Here is a 15421-nt window from a genome sequence, read left to right as displayed (position 1 = left end):
CTACCAAGCATCCACCGGTGCCAACAGCGCCCAGCATGGCGCCTGGCCCAGAGCGGGCGCGCAACCTACCGGTAATTTCCACTCAAAAAGCCTTGGACCGGACAGCGCGCAAAAAAACACCCAACCTGCCTGTCCTCAGCAGCCCTGAAGACAATTTATCACGCTACCTACAGGAGATCAGGCGTTACCCCTTGTTGACCCCTGAGGAGGAACTGGCCTTGGCCCGGGCCTGGTTTTACGACCAGGACAGGGAGGCAGCACACCGCCTGGTGACGTCACATCTGCGGCTTGTGGCTAAAATCGCCATGAGCTACCGCGGCTATGGGTTGCCTGTCAGTGAACTTATCAGTGAAGGCAACATTGGCATCATGCAAGCTGTGCGGCGTTTTGACCCTGAGCGCGGCTTCAGGCTGGCCACTTACGCCATGTGGTGGATCAGAGCCGCCATGCAGGAATACATTCTGCACAGCTGGTCCTTAGTCAAAATGGGCACTACCGCAGCGCAGAAGAAGCTGTTCTTCAATTTGCGGCGCTTGAAAGGGCAAATGCAGGCCTTCGATGAAGGCGACCTGCACCCAGAGCAAGTTGCTCAAATCGCGACTTCGCTTGACGTTCCTGAACAGGACGTCATCTCCATGAACAGACGCTTGGCGGCGCCAGACCACAGCCTTAATGCGCCTTTGCGCGTTGAGGGAGAAGGAGAATGGCAAGATTGGCTTGTTGATGACCAAGACAGCCAAGAGGAAAGCCTGGCCCGTGATGAAGAGATGGGCAAACGCCGTGCCTTGCTCTCTAAAGCCATGGGTGGCCTCAATGAACGCGAGAAACACATCCTGAAGGAAAGGCGCTTGAAAGACGAACCATCCACCTTGGAGGAACTTTCAAAGCACTATGGCGTTTCACGCGAGCGCATTAGGCAGATTGAGGCCCGTGCCCTTGAGAAAATCCAAAACAGCATGGCAGGCGCCGTTGAAAACAGCCACCGTGACAAAGGTTTGCAAGATTAAGAGTTTGGGGCCTGGGGCCCTTAAAAACCCTTCCCTTCTCGTCAGGGAGCGCCCTGGAGCCATCTTGCCACCCTAAGAACGCCCCCAAAGGGTTTTGATGGAAGAAAATTTATCGTTCAATATGAGAAACCCTTTTCCCCAAAGGAGGAAAAGGGTTTCTCACATGGACTAGAACACTGTAGTTAAAGCGCTCTAGATCTTTTAGAACCACCTTGCCCTTAAGGGAGGGCAAGGGCTGAGCTTATCAGCCAAGGCCGAGTTCGGCGCCTGTGGTCTCAAGCACTTTCACACCTGGGAGGACTTTGCCTTCCAGCCACTCAAGGAAGGCACCGCCTGCCGTTGAGAGGTAAGTGAAATCATTAGCAACGCCAGCGTGCTTCAAGGCAGAGACGGTGTCACCACCGCCAGCAACCGTGATGAGCTTGCCTTCCTTGGTGAGCTGGGCAGCAGCGCGGGCCACGTCCACAGTCGCCTTGTCGAAGGGGGGCACCTCAAACGCGCCAAGCGGGCCATTCCAAACCAGCGTGCGAAGCGTCTTCATCTTGGCGATGATCAGCTCAACTGTTTTGGGGCCAACATCCAGAATCATGGCGTCAGAAGGAACGGCGTCAATCGCAACCGTCTCCGTAGCCACATTCGGGGCGAATTCCTTGGCGACCACGGCATCAACCGGCAGGATGATGTCGCAACCCTTGGCTTTGGCCGTCTTCAGGATTTCCAGGGCTGTCGGGTACATGTCCTTCTCCTGGAGGGACTTGCCGACATTCACGCCCTGAGCGCCCAGGAAGGTGTTAGCCATGGCGCCGCCAATGACCAGCACGTTCACCTTGGCAACCATGTTGTTGAGCAGCGCAATCTTGGTGGAGATCTTGGACCCACCGATGATGGCACCAACAGGGCGCTCTGGATGCTCAAGGGCTTTCTCAAGCGCTTTGAGTTCCTGCTCCATCAAGCGGCCAGCGAAAGCGGGCAGCAGGTGGGCGATGCCCTCTGTAGAGGCATGGGCACGGTGAGAAGCTGAGAAGGCGTCATCAACATAGATGTCACCGTTAGCAGCCAACTCTTTGGCGAAGGCTGGGTCGTTCTTTTCCTCACCCGCGTGGAAGCGAGTGTTTTCAAGAACCAGCACCTGGCCATCCTTCAGGGCGTCCACAGCTTCCTTCGCCTTGGGGCCAACGCAGTCAGAGGCGAAGGCGACAGGCATGCCAAGGATCTCGGAAAGCTTCTTGGCAACGGGAGCAAGGGACATTTCCGGAACGACCTTGCCTTTGGGACGGGCAAAGTGGCTCAGCAGGATGACTTTGCCACCATCCTTGGCAAGTTCACGGATGGTGGGGGCAACGCGGTCAAGACGGGTGGTGTCCGTGATGACGCCATCGTGCATAGGCACGTTGAGGTCAGCACGGAGCAGAACCCGCTTTCCGCGCACATCAGCATTGTCGAGTGTGCGGAAAGCCATGATCAGAATTCCCCGTACAGGGCGGCGACGTCAGACATACGGTTGGAGAAGCCCCACTCGTTGTCGTACCAACCGCTGACGTGGACGATCTCGCCATCATTGACCCAACGGGTTTCCGTGGCATCGAAAATGGAAGAGAACGGTGAGTGGATGAAGTCGGAGCTCACCAGCGGGTCAGTGTTGTAACCCAGAACGCCCTTCAGGCTGCCAGCCTCAGAAGCTTTCTTCATGGCGTTGTTGACGTCATCCAGGGAGGCGGGCTTGCGCTCGGGGATGTAGTCCAGCGCCACGAAGGACACGTCTGGGGTCGGCACGCGAACGGCGTTGCCGGTCAGGCGGCCTTTCAGGATGGGCAGCACGGCGGCGACAGCCTCTGCAGCGCCCGTCTTGGTCGGGATCATGTTGACGGAGGCAGCGCGGCCACGACGGGGATCCTTATGGATGCTGTCGATGGTGCGCTGGTCACCGGTGAAGGAGTGGACGGTCAGCATGTAACCGCACTTGATGCCCGTGGCGTCCAGCAGGACCTTGCAGATGGGGGCAAGGCAGTTGGTGGTGCAGGAGCCGTTGGAGATGACGGTCATGTCAGGGCGCAGGACTTCGTTGTCCACACCGTAGACGATGGTGGCGTCAACCTGCTTAGCAGGGGCGGAGATCAAGACGTGCTTGGCGCCGGCGTCCAGCAGGGGCTGAGCTTTTTCCTTGGTGCGGAAAATGCCGGTGCATTCCATGCAGACGTCAATGCCCTGCAGGGGGAGGGCCTTGGGGTCACGCTCGGCGGTCACCTTGATGGGGCCCCAGGTGCGCTTGCCGTCTTTGCTCTTGATGGTGATGGTGTTGCCGTTGACGATGATCTCGCCAGGGAAACGGCCATGCACTGAATCGTAGCGCAGCAGGAGGGCCAGGTCCTCAACATTGCCGAGGTCATTGATGAGCTCGGGAATAACGTCCGTGCGGCCGGTTTCAATAATACCGCGCAGCACGAGACGGCCAATGCGGCCGAAGCCGTTGATGGCGATCTTCTGGGGAACGGCCATGACTTTCTGACCGAAACCGTTAATGCATTCCACTTTCTGGGCTGCCATGTGTATCGCTTCCTTCTTTTAACACATGCCCGCAGACATGCGTGTTCTCAAGGGACAGCCAGCAACATAACACACCACCCCGGTGCCGCACGGCTCCAAGATGCGTTATTCATGCATGGCGCCTCCGCGCTTTTAGGGCCCCCTTCACACCCAGCCGGTGCGCTGGCAGGCTGCAGGCCCGCTTTTCCGCCAGCCCCCATGGGGCCAAGTCCCCGCGCCGCCAGGAAGCCGCCATGCCATTGCCCCGTTTTCCCACAACCTCCTGGCTGCTTGCCAGAAAGTCATCTTCCCGCCATGGCAGTTTCAGTTCAGCCAGCCGGCGCGCCCTTTGGGGATGGGGGTTGGTCGCTGCCATAGCCGCCCTTGGCGCCTGCCATCCGCTGGACCAACGCACGTTCGACCCCATGGCCGGCAAAGCCCCTTACGTCCCCCACCCTGCCCCCAAAGCCGTGCGCCCAGGGGCGCCAGCTCTGCTAGAGGTTATGGTGCCCACACCAGAAAGCACGTGGAAACCTGTTCTGCACCAAGCTGTTCAGGCAGCGCTTTCCAGCAAGCGCAACATCCTTTTCCAAGTGACGGGCACAGCGCCTTTGGCACCCACCCCTGATGAGCAAACCAAAAGGCTTGAAGCCCTGAACCATGACGCCGTTGAGCCCATCGCCGCTGAACTGGTAGCAAGCGGCGCCCGTGACGTGCAGGTACAGATGAAAGTCATCAGTGTGCCTGGGCTGCTGCAACCTGCTGTGCGCGTTACTGTGCGCTGAGGGCAGACAACAAAAAACGCAGGGCCGCTGGGGCGCCTGCGTTTGAGAATAAAACTGGTGCTGCCAGAGAGGATTGAACTCTCGACCTCTCCCTTACCAAGGGAGTGCTCTACCACTGAGCTACGGCAGCGCCGGTTGAAGGGATGCTTAGCCCATCATCATGCTGGTGGCAAGCGCCCCCTAAGAAAAATTAGGGGAAAAAAGCCTTGTGTGGGCCCTTCGCCCAACCCCGCCATGGTGGCATGAACGCTGGGACGGGGTCTCCTCATGCCTTATTCATCACGGTGGGTGCGTTCATGGCGCTCATGGCGCTCCTGGGCCTCAATGGAAAGCGTGGCGATAGGGCGTGCCTCAAGGCGCTGCAAGCTGATGGGCACGCCTGTGTCCTCGCAATAGCCATAAGTGCCATCCTCAATGCGGCTCAAGGCCATGTCGATTTTGATGATGAGCTTGCGTGCGCGGTCACGTGTCCTGAACTCGAAAGCGCGGTCAGTCTCTACAGCGGCGCGGTCAGTGAGGTCTGGCTCCTGGATGGCACCCTCGTTGGAGAGGCTGGCCAGCGTCATGCCAGCCTCCCGCAGAAGTTCAGTGCGCCACTGGCACAGCTTGCGCCTGAAATATTCCCGCTGCAGCGGGTTCATGAACTCTTCGTCATTGCTTGGGCGGTAATCTGGCGAAAGCGTTAACATGCGGTTCCTCCACTGTGCGGCAGTGCAAAGCTGCCCCAGAACCCCTGGGCCTTCCTCACATTCCCCAGCCCTGAGGCTTTCTGGGCATTACAGGGCCAGAACAGGCCCCAGGGACGCCCCCTTATGGCGGAGGGATGGCAGAAGGGGAACCAGAATTTCAGAACATGTGAGGCAGAGATTCTGCATGTCCCACAAGCCCAAACGGGTTTTGAAGCAGCTTTACCTTTCGGCCTCGGCAGCAACAGGACCATCCCGTTGCTTAGCAGTGTGTGTCATGACAACATTTTTGCCGACACGTCCAGCTAAAGGCCTACCAACTGCCCTTTTCCACACTAAGAACAGCCTTCCAAAGCGCCCACGCTCAGTAAGGCACAAAGACAGCTACCCTTAAGGGATTCAGTTCAACGCCAAAGGCTGCCGGGTGGCGCGCACCTGCACCACGCGGCGCTTGTCCATTTCAAGCACCTCAAACAGCCAACCACCGTAAACCACCTTGTCGCCACGGCTGGGAACGCGCTTCAACAGGGCCATCAAGGCGCCACCAAGGGTGTGGTAGCTGGCGTGCTCTGGAAATTCCGGAATGTCCAGCACAGAGCAGACCTCATCAGCAGGGGTAAAGCCTTCAAACACGTAATCATCGCTTGGGGCACCAGCATGGGGCGCTTTAGCAGCCGTGAGGTCATGGGGCTCATCGCCAATGATGGCCTCAAAAATGTCTGATGAGGTGACGATGCCCTCAAAAGTGCCGTACTCGTCCAGCACGAACACAATGCCGCTGGGAATGCCGCGCAGGCGCTCAATCATTGCTTGCGCGGTTAGGCTGTCTGGCACAGCTGGGGGCACGCGCAGCAGGGCCTCCACGGAAAGGGGCTTTTTCTCCAAAAGCCGCTCCATGATGTCCTTGGCCAGGATGACGCCAACGGGGTGGTCGACATCGCCATCACACACAACGACCCTGTCCCAACGTGACTGCAGGAGCTTCTGCACTAGGTCTTTTTGACTGGCGTTGCGGTCTATCCAGAACAATTCGCTGCGTGGCGTCATCACGGCCCGTACAGGCCTGTCCGCCAAGCGCAACAGACGTTCGATCATGGCACGCTCGCCTGATTCGATCACGCCTGCGCGCATACCATCAAGCAAAACGGCGCGTAGCTCCTCCTCCGTCAAAGTGCGGCGGCTGGAAGCAGTGAAGCCCAAAACATGCAGGATAACGGTGGAGGTCTTGTTGAGGAACCAGACAAAAGGCCTGGTGAGCTTGGCCAAGGTCACCAGCACGATGGAAAGCGCTGACGCGATGGCCTCAGGGCGCTGAAGGGCAATCTGTTTCGGCACCAACTCGCCAAAAACGAGCATAACAAATGTGATGGCAGCCACCACGACCGTCATGGAGATCTGGTCTGCCCAGGGGGCGAGGGCTGGCCAGCTGGCAATGAAATGGCTGAGCCTGCTTTCAATGCTGGCACTGCCGAACGTGCCTTCCAAAATGGAAACCAGCGTCATGCCGATTTGGACAGTGGGCAGGAACTCAGTTGGGGCTTCGGCTAGTTTCAGGGCGCGTTCAGCGCCTTTGCTGCCCGCTTTAGCCATTTGCTCCAAACGGGGCTTGCGACAGGAGACTAAGGCCAGTTCACCTGTGGCAAACACCGCATTGAGCAGCACAAGCAGCACAATGATGATGAGCGATACAATCATGGTTCACAGCCATGGGCCGAAACCCCATCGATGACGGACGTCACCCCAACTCCTGATATCAAAGGCGTGCAGCTAGTTGGCTGCCTGCTGGCCCATAGCTGGCCTGGAAAAGTGCTGGTTGGCAGCGTCTCCGCCCCAGCCCCGCACACCATGGAGCGAAAATATACCGCACTCTGCAAGCAGGCTTCCCAGAAACTAGGAAACCTGCAGTGCTGGCTTGGTCAGGCGTTCTCAGCCACTTTCTCACGCGTGCGGGCGCTCTCGCTGCGAGTGCGATTGACCTTCACACGGGGGCCACGCTTGGCCTTTGCGGGGTTTTCGGCCGCAAGCTTGGCCAGTTGGGCTTTCACCTGCTCCTCATAAGCGTATTCAGCAGGGCGCTGGTGGGAGAGGTCGATTTCAGGTGCCATGGGCCCTTCAGTCTGTGGCCCCATGAGCGCCACCTTGGCAATGTGCCAAGGACGTTTGACCGCATCCATGACAGCTGTGGACTCATAGCCTGAATGCACCATGCAGTTGGCGCATTTCTCATAAGCGCCTGTGCCGTATTTGCTCCAGTCCGTCTCATTCATGAGGGCCTGGAATGTGGGGGCGTAGCTTTCGCCCAGCAGGTAGCAGGGGCGCTGCCAACCGAACACCGTGCGCAGCGGCTTGCCCCAGGGGGCGCAGCGGTAGCTCTCATTGCCAGCCAGGAAGTTCAGGTACAGAGGGGACTGGGTGAAGCGCCACTTCTTGCCTTTGCCAAGGCGGAAAAGGTCGCGGAACAGTTCCTTGGTGCGGCGGCGGCTAAGAAAGTGCTCCTGGTCGGGGGCACGTTCGTAGGAATAGCCAGGCGCTGTCATGATGCCGTCAACGCCTAGTTTCATCACTTCATCAAAAAAATGCGCCACACGCTCTGGGGCGGCATTGTCATAAAGGGTGCAGTTAATGGAAACCCGGAACCCCCTTGAGCGGGCAAGCTTGATAGCTGACAGGGCGCGTTCGAACACGCCTTCCTGGCACACTGAGGCATCATGCATGGCTTTGTCGCCATCCAGGTGGATGTCCCAGGAGAAGAAGGGGGAAGGCTTAAACTGGTCAATCTTCTTCTCAAGCAGAAGGCCATTGGTGCAAAGATAGACGTATTTTTTGCGCGCAATGAGCGCTTCCACAATCTGAGGCATTTCACGGTGAAGCAAAGGCTCCCCGCCAGCCACGGCGATGATGGGGGTGTTCGCTTCCGCGTCAGCGTCCAGGCAATCCTGCAGCGATAGGCGCTGGTTGAGGATTTCGGCGGGGTAGTCAATCTTACCGCAACCCTGGCAAGCCAGGTTGCAACGCAGAAGGGGTTCAAGCATCAAAACCAGGGGGTAACGTTTACGGCCGCTCAGGTGCTGTTTGAGAACATAGCGCCCGACACGAACAGCCAGCATCATAGGTACGGCCATTACTTTCCTCTAAACCATTAAAACAATTGGTGCCCTCAGCGGGGCCTGCATTAGGGTAGCGCCGTGATCCCCTGCGCGTATGGCAGCTTACTTATCGGACTGCGCCGAAGTCAGCGGTGCTCTTTCATAGCATCATCTATAAAGGGGTGATTGCTGGGCCATCAACGTGAACTAAGTAGTCTGGCCACGGCATGTGGTACGAAAACAACGCAAGGGATGACGGATTTCCTTCCACCAGGCATAACCAAACATAGCCTTTTCGCTTGCACTCCAGTCCAACTGCGGAAAAGAATTCACCATGACAACATCGGCACATCCGGCATACCGCCGCTTCCTCCTTGTGGGCACTTTCTTGGGGGCGCTGGCCTTCACCCCGCTTGCACTCCAGGCTGGGCCGGCGGCAGCGCAGGCAACCCAAGTCGCCCCCCAAGGCGTCCTCACCCCTGTTAACACTCTTTACAACGCCCTCAGGCAAGCGCAGACGCAGGATTCCGCTCAGCGGCGCCTGGCCATCATCCTGCCTGCCGTGGACAGCGCGTTTGACCTGCCTACTATCCTGCGGCGTTCCATTGGTCTTCATTACGATGATTTCACCCCTGTGGAACGTCAGCCCCTGCAGCAGGCCTTCAGGCGTTTCACGGCGGCGCGTTATGTTTCCTCTTTCACCCCAGGTTCCAAAGGGGTGTTCACAGTCAGCCCGCGCCTGACCTTGAACCCAGCTGGCGGTTACATCGTCCACACCACCGTGCACGGCGAAGGCGACCAGCCCTCTGACGCGACATCCATTGACTACATCGTCAAAAACACCCCCACGGGTTGGCGCATCGCTGACATCCTGCTTGATGGCCACATCAGCCAGGCTGCAGCGCAACGTTCTGACTTTGGTTCCGTCATTGACCGCAAAGGCCCAGCTGGTTTGACCCAGGTGCTTTCTGCCAAGGCAGACAGCATCCTGCAGGACTGACCTGGGTAAAAGAATGAGCTTAACCACCCATTCCAAGGGGGCCGCACTGCGCAGTGCGGCCTCCCTGTTTTGTGGCTTGCTGGCCGGGACCGGTCTTGTTCAGGCCATGCTTGGCCTGCGTGCCCTGCGCCGCTTCAAGCGACAGGCAGGCACGGCCGCACCCCCTCTGGCTGGCCGCGCTGCGCCCTTTAGCACGGAAGAACCAACCTGGCCTTCCGTCAGCCTGTTCAAGCCAGTCTGCGGTGAAGAACCCCTCCTTGAGGAGGCGTTGGAGAGCTTTTTCAAGCTAGCTTACCCAGGCACCCATGAACTGGTTTTTGGCCTCCACAGCGCTGACGACAAAGCGTTACCCGTCATCAAGGCCTTAATAGCACGCCACCCTGAGGTGGAAGCGCGCCTGGTCATTGACGCCACCTTGCATGGGTCCAACCGCAAAGTCAGCAACCTCATCAACATGGCTTCCCATGCCCAGTATGATGTTTGGGTGGTGGCTGATTCAGACATCCATGTGGAAGAAAGCTACCTCACCAAGGTGGTGAAACCCCTGGGCGACCCAGGAACTGGGTTGGTCACGGCCCTTTATACCGGGCTGCCTGCCAGCAACACATTGGTGCGCCAAATGGGGGCTTATCAAATCAACGCCAGTTTCCTGCCAGGCGCCCTTATGGCACGGCAAATGGGGCGGCAGGACAGTTTCGGCGCCACAGTGGCGCTGCACCGCCAGACCTTGGCGCAACTGGGCGGTTTTGAGGCCCTGGCCAACCAGGTTGCTGACGATGCCCTCCTGGGGGCCTTGACCAGGCGTCACGGCCTAGCTGTGGCTTTGGCCCCCACGCTCTGCCAGACCACCATCAGCGAAACGAGCCTCGCTGCCCTTTTAAGCCATGAACTGCGCTGGGGGCGCACCACACGCAAGGTCGCGCCTGTTGGCTATGCATTGTCCATCCTGCAATACCCCCTTTTCTGGGCTGTTGGGGCCATTCTGCTGCGCCCTGCCAGCACACCTGCCTGGGGCCTGTTGGGGGGTGGGTGGCTTGCACGCCTTGTCATGAACCGCTTTTTAGGCCAGGAAACGGGCATTGACCTCACGGGGCTGGACTTTTTCTTGCCGCTGCGCGACTGCCTGTCTGCCGGCATTGTCCTGGCCAGCTTGACAGGGCGCCGCGTCACATGGCGGGGCCATACGCTTCAATTAACTGACGGCCCGTTCCCCACCTCCGGGCCCCACCACTGAGATTTACTTGACGGAACCCCACCCCATGATGAGAACCCTTTTCCTTCAGCCCCCTTCATTTGATGGCTTTGACGGCGGCGCCGGCTCCCGCTACCAGGCCAAGCGTGAGATCCGCTCTTTCTGGTATCCCACATGGCTGGCCCAACCGGCGGCGCTTGTGCCAGGCTCACGCTTGATTGACGCCCCCCCAGCTGGCATCGGCATGGGGCCGATCCTTGATGACGTCAAGAATCGCGACCTTGTCATCATGCATACCTCCACCCCTTCGTTCGCCTCTGACCTGCGTGTGGCCAAAATGCTGCGCCAAGCCAACCCAAAGCTCAAAATCGGTTTTGTGGGCGCCAAGGTCGCCGTGCAACCGGTGGAGAGCCTGGAGCAGGCTGGTGACATCATTGACTTCGTCACCGGCAACGAATTTGACTACACCATCAAGGAGATCGCTGAAGGCAAGCCCTTCCCTGAGGTGGATGGCATCACCTATCGCAACGACCAGGGCAAAATCGTCACCAACAAGCCGCGCGCCATGATTGAAGACATGGACAAGCTGCCGTTCGTGACGGAGGTCTACAAGCGCAACCTGAAAATCGAGGATTACTTCATTGGCTACCTGAAGCATCCCTACATCTCGATTTACACAGGGCGCGGCTGCAAGTCTCGTTGCACATTCTGCTTGTGGCCGCAGACTGTGGGCGGGCACCGTTACCGCACCCGCAGCCCGGAGCATGTCGCTGCCGAAATCAGGCTGGCCAAGCAGTACTTCCCGCAGGTGAAGGAGTTCTTCTTTGATGATGACACCTTCACTGATGACCTGCCGCGCGCTGAGGCCATCGCGCGCGAGCTTGGCAAGCTCGGTGTGACGTGGTCCTGCAACGCCAAGGCCAACGTCCCTTACAAGACCTTGAAAATCCTCAAGGAGAACGGGCTGCGCTTGCTTCTGGTTGGCTATGAGAGCGGCAACCAGCAGATCCTCCACAACATCAAAAAAGGCATGCGTGTTGAGGTCGCCCGCCAGTTCACGGAGGATTGCCACAAGCTGGGGATCAAGATCCACGGCACGTTCATCATGGGCCTGCCTGGTGAAACCAAGGACACCATCCGCGAGACCATCGAATACGCCAAGGCCATCAACCCACACACGCTGCAGGTTTCGCTGGCTGCGCCTTACCCTGGCACTTTCCTGCACAAGCAGGCCACGGAAAATGGCTGGCTGAACGAGAATGAAGCTGACCTGATTGACGAGAATGGCGTGCAGATTGCGCCTTTGCACTATCCGCACCTTTCCCACCAGGAAATCTTCAACAATGTGGAGACTTTCTACAAGGAGTTCTATTTCCGCCCCAGCAAAATCTGGTCCATTGTGAAGGAAATGGCCACTGACCCACAGATGATGAAGCGCCGCCTGCGTGAGGGTGTGGAATTCTTCCAGTTCCTGCGCAGCCGCCACAATGGTGAAAACTGCTGACCATGGCGGCAAGCAGGTCTGTGCCCGCCCGCAAGCGGGCCATCATCACTGCTGATGACTTTGGCATGAGCGTTGAAATCAACGAGGCCATCGAGGAAGCCTACCGCAAAGGGCTTCTCTCCACGGCCAGTTTGATGGTGGCGGGGCGCGCTGCTGATGATGCCGTCAGGCGCGCCAAGCGCCTGGAGGGGTTGCGGGTTGGGCTGCACCTTGTGGTGATTGAGGGCGAGTCCATGGAGCACGCCCCAGCCCTGACAGACAGCCAGGGCTGGCTGGGCAGCGACCAACTTGGCCTAGGGGTGAAGTACTTCTTCTCCCCCCCCCACAGGCGGGCCTTGGAGCGCGAAATCCTGAGCCAGTTCCAGGCTTTTGCGCGTACTGGCTTGGCGCTGGACCACGCTAACGCTCACAAGCACATGCACCTGCACCCCACTGTGGGGCGTTACATGATTGCGCATGGCAGGAATTTTGGCTTGCGCAACGTGCGTGTACCTTATGAACCCACAGAGGTCCTGGGCCTGCGCGCCACCCGCGGGGAAAAGACCCTAGCGCTGTGGACAAGGCTTCTGCGCCAGCAAATCAGGCAAGCCGGGATGCGCACAACTGATTACTGCTTTGGTCTGCGTTGGTCTGGCGCCATGACGCCTGAACGGCTGGAGAGTCTGCTGGCGAACCTGCCTGATGGAAGCAGCGAAATCTACTTCCACCCTGGCACGGGCCATAACAGTCACATGCACAGCCTGATGCCCACTTACCGCCATGAGGAGGAGTTTGCGGCCTTGCTGGCCCCCACATGCCGTCAAGCTGCCCTGAAATCTGGCGTGGAACTGGTGAGTTGGCCGGCCTGAACAGGCTGCACAATCTGTAGCTGCTCCTGCATGGGCAGGGGGGTCATCATGTGAAAAAGCCCTTCTGTGATAAACAGAAAGGCTTTTTGAGGACCGCAGGATGGACCCCCTGCCTTTGAAGGCCAAGGGGCCTGAAATCAAGTAGGCTCAAGCTTTGATGAAATCAGCGCCAGGACGCGCCCCCATATGGGTGATAATGCAGCCTGCTGCGCGATTGCCCAGGTCTGCGCAGGCTTCAAGCGCCTTGCCCTGCACGAAGGCAGCCAAAAAACCACCAGCGAAAGCGTCCCCAGCGCCTGTGGTGTCCACTGCCTTCACAGGTGTTGTCGGCACATCAAAGCGTTGACTGCCCTCTACCACCACTGCACCCTGCTGACCACGCGTCACCGCGCCAATGGCCACATCCTTGGCCAAACGGGCCAGGGCATCATCCAGGTCTGCGACCTGGTAAAGGGCCTTGATTTCATCATCATTGGCAAACAGCACGTCCACTCCTGTGCGGATGAAGTCCTGGAACGCTTTGCGGTGGCGCTCAATACAGAATGAATCTGAAAGTGTCAGTGCCACTTGGCGTCCATGCTCGTGCGCCAATTCAGCTGCGCGGTGGAAGGCCTTCTGCGCCTGGGGGTCATCAAACAAATACCCCTCCAAATAAACAATGCCTGAATCAGCCACTGTTTCTGGCGGGATGTCGTTTTCATCAAAACGCACGCTGATGCCCAGATAAGTGAACATGGTGCGTTGTCCATCAGGCGTCACCATCACCATGCACCGGCCTGTCCCCTCACCATGGTCATGGCGGGCGGCACGCCCCACAAAATCGACATGCTGCGCTTTGAGATCGTGGGTGAAGACATGCCCCCCCTCGTCACGCGCGACCTTGCCAATGAAAGCGGCCTTGGCGCCCAAGCGTGCAGCCACCACGGCACTGTTGGCCACAGAACCACCGCTGCATTCAGCTTCCACCGTGACTTTGGAAAGAAGTTCCTGCATGGCTGGCCCATCCACCAGTTTCATGGTGCCGGCTTCAGCATTGAGGGTAGTGATCAACTGGGCTGGCACCTGCGCCAAGGTGTCCACAATGGCATTGCCTATGCAGAGCACGTCATGGCGGGGTGGGTGGGAATGTGAACTCATGGTGTTTGCCGTCCGCTTTGGAGATAATTAATTTCTGTCTGATAGGGTACAGCCCAGCGTCAAAGAGGGCGAGCGATGAATGCCGTGCCAATCCAGGGCTGCATGTCAGATGCCCTTCCAGACGCGTGGCAGGGAATTGGGCCTGAATTGAAGCCACAAATGGGCGCCAGGCACAAATCTGCGTTTTAAAAGCCGCTTAGGCCTTGGTTTTTCAGCCCAAGCGTGTTGAATGATGTCTAGCCTGGTTTTACACCACGTCATGCCCTTGTCCCGGGCATGATTTCACCAATGCCACCTTCTGCCTTTGGGAGAACGCCATGTTCCGGAAGCACCGTCAGGAAGAAACCCCCAAGCCTGCCGCACCTACCACACCGCAATCCACCAACACGCCGCAGGTTACGCGCCCCACGGCTCCGGTGAACCGTCCTGACCGTTCCTCTACGGACAACCAAGCCTCTGCAGCCCAGCAGCCCAATGCGCCGCGCACCTTGGTTGTTGGCCGTGGCATCAGCGTTCAGGGCACCATCCAAGATGCGGAGCGCCTGATTGTTGAAGGGCTGGTGGAATCAAGCAGCATCAAGGCAAAAACCTTGATTGTGGCACCGGATGGCGTTTTCAAGGGCACTGTCGAGGTGGAAAACGCAGAGCTGGCTGGCACTGTTGACGGCACATTGGTGGTCCGCAACAACCTTAAGGTGATGGGCACAGGCAGGCTTCTGGGCAAAGCTGAATGCCGCAACTTCCAAGTTGAGCTGGGTGGGCAAGTGACCGCACAGCTGGAAATGCTGCCTGCATCAGGCCCTAAAACAGAAATCTGAAGCCACAGGCTAGGCCACGCTCCTTCAAAGGATATGGCCTGGCACCTTAGTCAACCAATTGGTGTTTGGGTGGACCCTAGCCTGCAAAAGCCCAGCGTGTGCTGCCAAAATGGCAGACTGCTGGGCTTTTTAACGGGCAGCACAAGTCCTACAAAGCTAAGCTCAATCGCGCCGTTCGCGCAGTTTCACGTAAGCGATGGCCACGTGCTCCACGCAATAGGGCTTCCCCGTGATAACTGTCCGACCACAGAAATGGAATTCTACAGTGCCTGGATCACCAAAAGGCCATTGGCACTGAAACGCTGAGCGTAAAGGGCGCACAGGTTGGCGTTTCTGCAATTTCTTCACTGCTGGGCCTGGGCTGGCCGCTTTGGTGGTTTTGCGCACCCGTGCCTTGGAAGGGGCTTTGGTGGTTTTGGCGGAAACTTTCTTCGCGCCATCAGTACTCTTCACAGCCTTGGCTGCCTTAGAGGTTGTTTTAGAAGTTGTTTTGGAGGGGGTTTTCCGGGCAGGCGTGATGCTTTTGGTTTTTTTTGCCTTGGTTTTCTCAGGTGCCGCATCCGCAGAAGGGCTGGCTTTGTTGGTCACGTTGGAAGCCTTTGGGGCAGATGGTTTAGAAACAGCGGCAGCTTTAGCTGCCACGCTTGAACGTGATGGGGCGGGACCTTTGATGGGGGAAGGGCGGGGAGGCAAACCCAACCGGTGCACTTTGCCCACAACGGCATTCTTAGTCACACCCAATTGGCGCCCGATGTCAGCGGTTGAAAGGTTCTGGACCCACAGGTTGCGAAGCTTCGCAATCATGTCTTCAGTCCAATCCATTTTCATCACCCCT

14 protein-coding genes and 1 tRNA gene are annotated in these 15421 nt (G+C 58.2%); 7 read left to right on the top strand and 8 right to left on the bottom strand.

Features of this window, described 5'->3' with window-relative positions; genetic code table 11:
* The first annotated feature begins 125 nt into the window (after positions 1-125).
* Positions 126-1007, top strand: a complete 882-nt coding sequence (gene rpoH, locus E3E12_RS05445; protein WP_240810610.1) for an RNA polymerase sigma factor RpoH — start codon at positions 126-128, stop codon at positions 1005-1007.
* Positions 1008-1251: 244 nt separating this feature from the next.
* Here the strand turns inward: rpoH and E3E12_RS05440 are convergent, their stop codons facing one another.
* Both E3E12_RS05440 and gap read right to left on the bottom strand, forming a co-directional pair.
* On the bottom strand, positions 1252-2466 hold the full coding sequence (locus E3E12_RS05440; protein ID WP_141443414.1) for a phosphoglycerate kinase: 1215 nt from the start codon (positions 2464-2466) through the stop codon (positions 1252-1254).
* A gap of 2 nt (positions 2467-2468) precedes the next feature.
* Positions 2469-3503 (bottom strand): type I glyceraldehyde-3-phosphate dehydrogenase, encoded by a 1035-nt coding sequence (gene gap / locus E3E12_RS05435; RefSeq protein ID WP_141444109.1) that lies wholly within the window; start codon positions 3501-3503, stop codon positions 2469-2471.
* A 281-nt stretch (positions 3504-3784) separates the two neighbouring features.
* Here gap and E3E12_RS05430 point away from each other — a divergent pair, with 281 nt between their 5' ends.
* Entirely contained in the window at positions 3785-4315 is a 531-nt protein-coding gene (locus E3E12_RS05430; protein WP_141443413.1) for a hypothetical protein, read from the top strand.
* Positions 4316-4370: 55 nt separating this feature from the next.
* On the opposite strand, the gene E3E12_RS05425 is transcribed toward E3E12_RS05430, so the two are convergent.
* The 4 genes from E3E12_RS05425 to hpnH form a co-directional block, all read right to left on the bottom strand.
* Positions 4371-4445: transfer RNA gene (locus tag E3E12_RS05425), tRNA-Thr, on the bottom strand.
* Positions 4446-4587: 142 nt separating this feature from the next.
* Positions 4588-5004 carry an RNA polymerase-binding protein DksA gene (dksA, locus tag E3E12_RS05420; RefSeq protein WP_141443412.1) on the bottom strand — a complete coding sequence of 139 codons (417 nt, stop codon included), beginning with the start codon at positions 5002-5004 and terminating at the stop codon, positions 4588-4590.
* Between the two features lie 396 nt (positions 5005-5400).
* Positions 5401-6696 carry a hemolysin family protein gene (locus E3E12_RS05415; protein WP_141443411.1) on the bottom strand — a complete coding sequence of 432 codons (1296 nt, stop codon included), beginning with the start codon at positions 6694-6696 and terminating at the stop codon, positions 5401-5403.
* Between the two features lie 221 nt (positions 6697-6917).
* A complete protein-coding gene (gene hpnH, locus E3E12_RS05410; RefSeq protein WP_141443410.1) occupies positions 6918-8123 on the bottom strand; it encodes an adenosyl-hopene transferase HpnH in 1206 nt (401 codons plus the stop codon).
* Between the two features lie 298 nt (positions 8124-8421).
* On the opposite strand from hpnH, the gene E3E12_RS05405 reads away from it, so the two are divergent.
* The 4 genes from E3E12_RS05405 to hpnK are packed head-to-tail and all read left to right on the top strand — an operon-like array spanning position 8422 to position 12631.
* Positions 8422-9087 (top strand): ABC transporter substrate-binding protein, encoded by a 666-nt coding sequence (locus tag E3E12_RS05405; RefSeq protein ID WP_141443409.1) that lies wholly within the window; start codon positions 8422-8424, stop codon positions 9085-9087.
* A 13-nt stretch (positions 9088-9100) separates the two neighbouring features.
* Positions 9101-10321: a bacteriohopanetetrol glucosamine biosynthesis glycosyltransferase HpnI gene (gene hpnI, locus E3E12_RS05400; RefSeq protein WP_141443408.1), complete on the top strand. Its 1221-nt coding sequence runs from the start codon at positions 9101-9103 to the stop codon at positions 10319-10321.
* A gap of 25 nt (positions 10322-10346) precedes the next feature.
* Positions 10347-11783, top strand: a complete 1437-nt coding sequence (gene hpnJ, locus E3E12_RS05395; protein WP_141443407.1) for a hopanoid biosynthesis associated radical SAM protein HpnJ — start codon at positions 10347-10349, stop codon at positions 11781-11783.
* 2 nt (positions 11784-11785) lie between these two features.
* A complete protein-coding gene (gene hpnK, locus E3E12_RS05390; protein ID WP_141443406.1) occupies positions 11786-12631 on the top strand; it encodes a hopanoid biosynthesis-associated protein HpnK in 846 nt (281 codons plus the stop codon).
* A 147-nt stretch (positions 12632-12778) separates the two neighbouring features.
* Here the strand turns inward: hpnK and E3E12_RS05385 are convergent, their stop codons facing one another.
* Entirely contained in the window at positions 12779-13768 is a 990-nt protein-coding gene (locus tag E3E12_RS05385) for an adenosine kinase (RefSeq protein ID WP_141443405.1), read from the bottom strand.
* Positions 13769-14085: 317 nt separating this feature from the next.
* Between E3E12_RS05385 and E3E12_RS05380 the strand changes: the two genes are divergently transcribed.
* Positions 14086-14586 carry a bactofilin family protein gene (locus E3E12_RS05380; RefSeq protein ID WP_141443404.1) on the top strand — a complete coding sequence of 167 codons (501 nt, stop codon included), beginning with the start codon at positions 14086-14088 and terminating at the stop codon, positions 14584-14586.
* A gap of 162 nt (positions 14587-14748) precedes the next feature.
* On the opposite strand, the gene E3E12_RS05375 is transcribed toward E3E12_RS05380, so the two are convergent.
* The gene (locus tag E3E12_RS05375; RefSeq protein ID WP_286206883.1) at positions 14749-15408 is read right to left on the bottom strand and encodes a GcrA family cell cycle regulator; all 660 of its coding nucleotides are present in this window, start codon (positions 15406-15408) and stop codon (positions 14749-14751) included.
* Positions 15409-15421 lie beyond the last annotated feature (13 nt).

The sequence above is a fragment of the Formicincola oecophyllae genome, assembly GCF_006542395.2.
Classification (GTDB): Bacteria; Pseudomonadota; Alphaproteobacteria; order Acetobacterales; family Acetobacteraceae; genus Formicincola; species Formicincola oecophyllae.
The sequence above is the reverse complement of the archived record's forward strand: the minus strand, read 5'-3'. Positions and strand labels throughout refer to the sequence as shown.

What these genes read in the sequence shown, in the direction of transcription:
- hpnK (WP_141443406.1), top strand. Translation starts at nt 11,786, where the DNA reads ATGGCGGCAAGCAGGTCTGTGCCCGCCCGCAAGCGGGCCATCATCACT.
- E3E12_RS05415 (WP_141443411.1), bottom strand. Translation starts at nt 6,696, where the DNA reads ATGATTGTATCGCTCATCATCATTGTGCTGCTTGTGCTGCTCAATGCG.
- gap (WP_141444109.1), bottom strand. Translation starts at nt 3,503, where the DNA reads ATGGCCGTTCCCCAGAAGATCGCCATCAACGGCTTCGGCCGCATTGGC.
- E3E12_RS05380 (WP_141443404.1), top strand. Translation starts at nt 14,086, where the DNA reads ATGTTCCGGAAGCACCGTCAGGAAGAAACCCCCAAGCCTGCCGCACCT.
- hpnJ (WP_141443407.1), top strand. Translation starts at nt 10,347, where the DNA reads ATGATGAGAACCCTTTTCCTTCAGCCCCCTTCATTTGATGGCTTTGAC.
- dksA (WP_141443412.1), bottom strand. Translation starts at nt 5,004, where the DNA reads ATGTTAACGCTTTCGCCAGATTACCGCCCAAGCAATGACGAAGAGTTC.
- E3E12_RS05375 (WP_286206883.1), bottom strand. Translation starts at nt 15,408, where the DNA reads ATGGATTGGACTGAAGACATGATTGCGAAGCTTCGCAACCTGTGGGTC.
- E3E12_RS05405 (WP_141443409.1), top strand. Translation starts at nt 8,422, where the DNA reads ATGACAACATCGGCACATCCGGCATACCGCCGCTTCCTCCTTGTGGGC.
- E3E12_RS05430 (WP_141443413.1), top strand. Translation starts at nt 3,785, where the DNA reads ATGCCATTGCCCCGTTTTCCCACAACCTCCTGGCTGCTTGCCAGAAAG.
- E3E12_RS05440 (WP_141443414.1), bottom strand. Translation starts at nt 2,466, where the DNA reads ATGGCTTTCCGCACACTCGACAATGCTGATGTGCGCGGAAAGCGGGTT.
- E3E12_RS05385 (WP_141443405.1), bottom strand. Translation starts at nt 13,768, where the DNA reads ATGAGTTCACATTCCCACCCACCCCGCCATGACGTGCTCTGCATAGGC.
- hpnI (WP_141443408.1), top strand. Translation starts at nt 9,101, where the DNA reads ATGAGCTTAACCACCCATTCCAAGGGGGCCGCACTGCGCAGTGCGGCC.
- hpnH (WP_141443410.1), bottom strand. Translation starts at nt 8,123, where the DNA reads ATGGCCGTACCTATGATGCTGGCTGTTCGTGTCGGGCGCTATGTTCTC.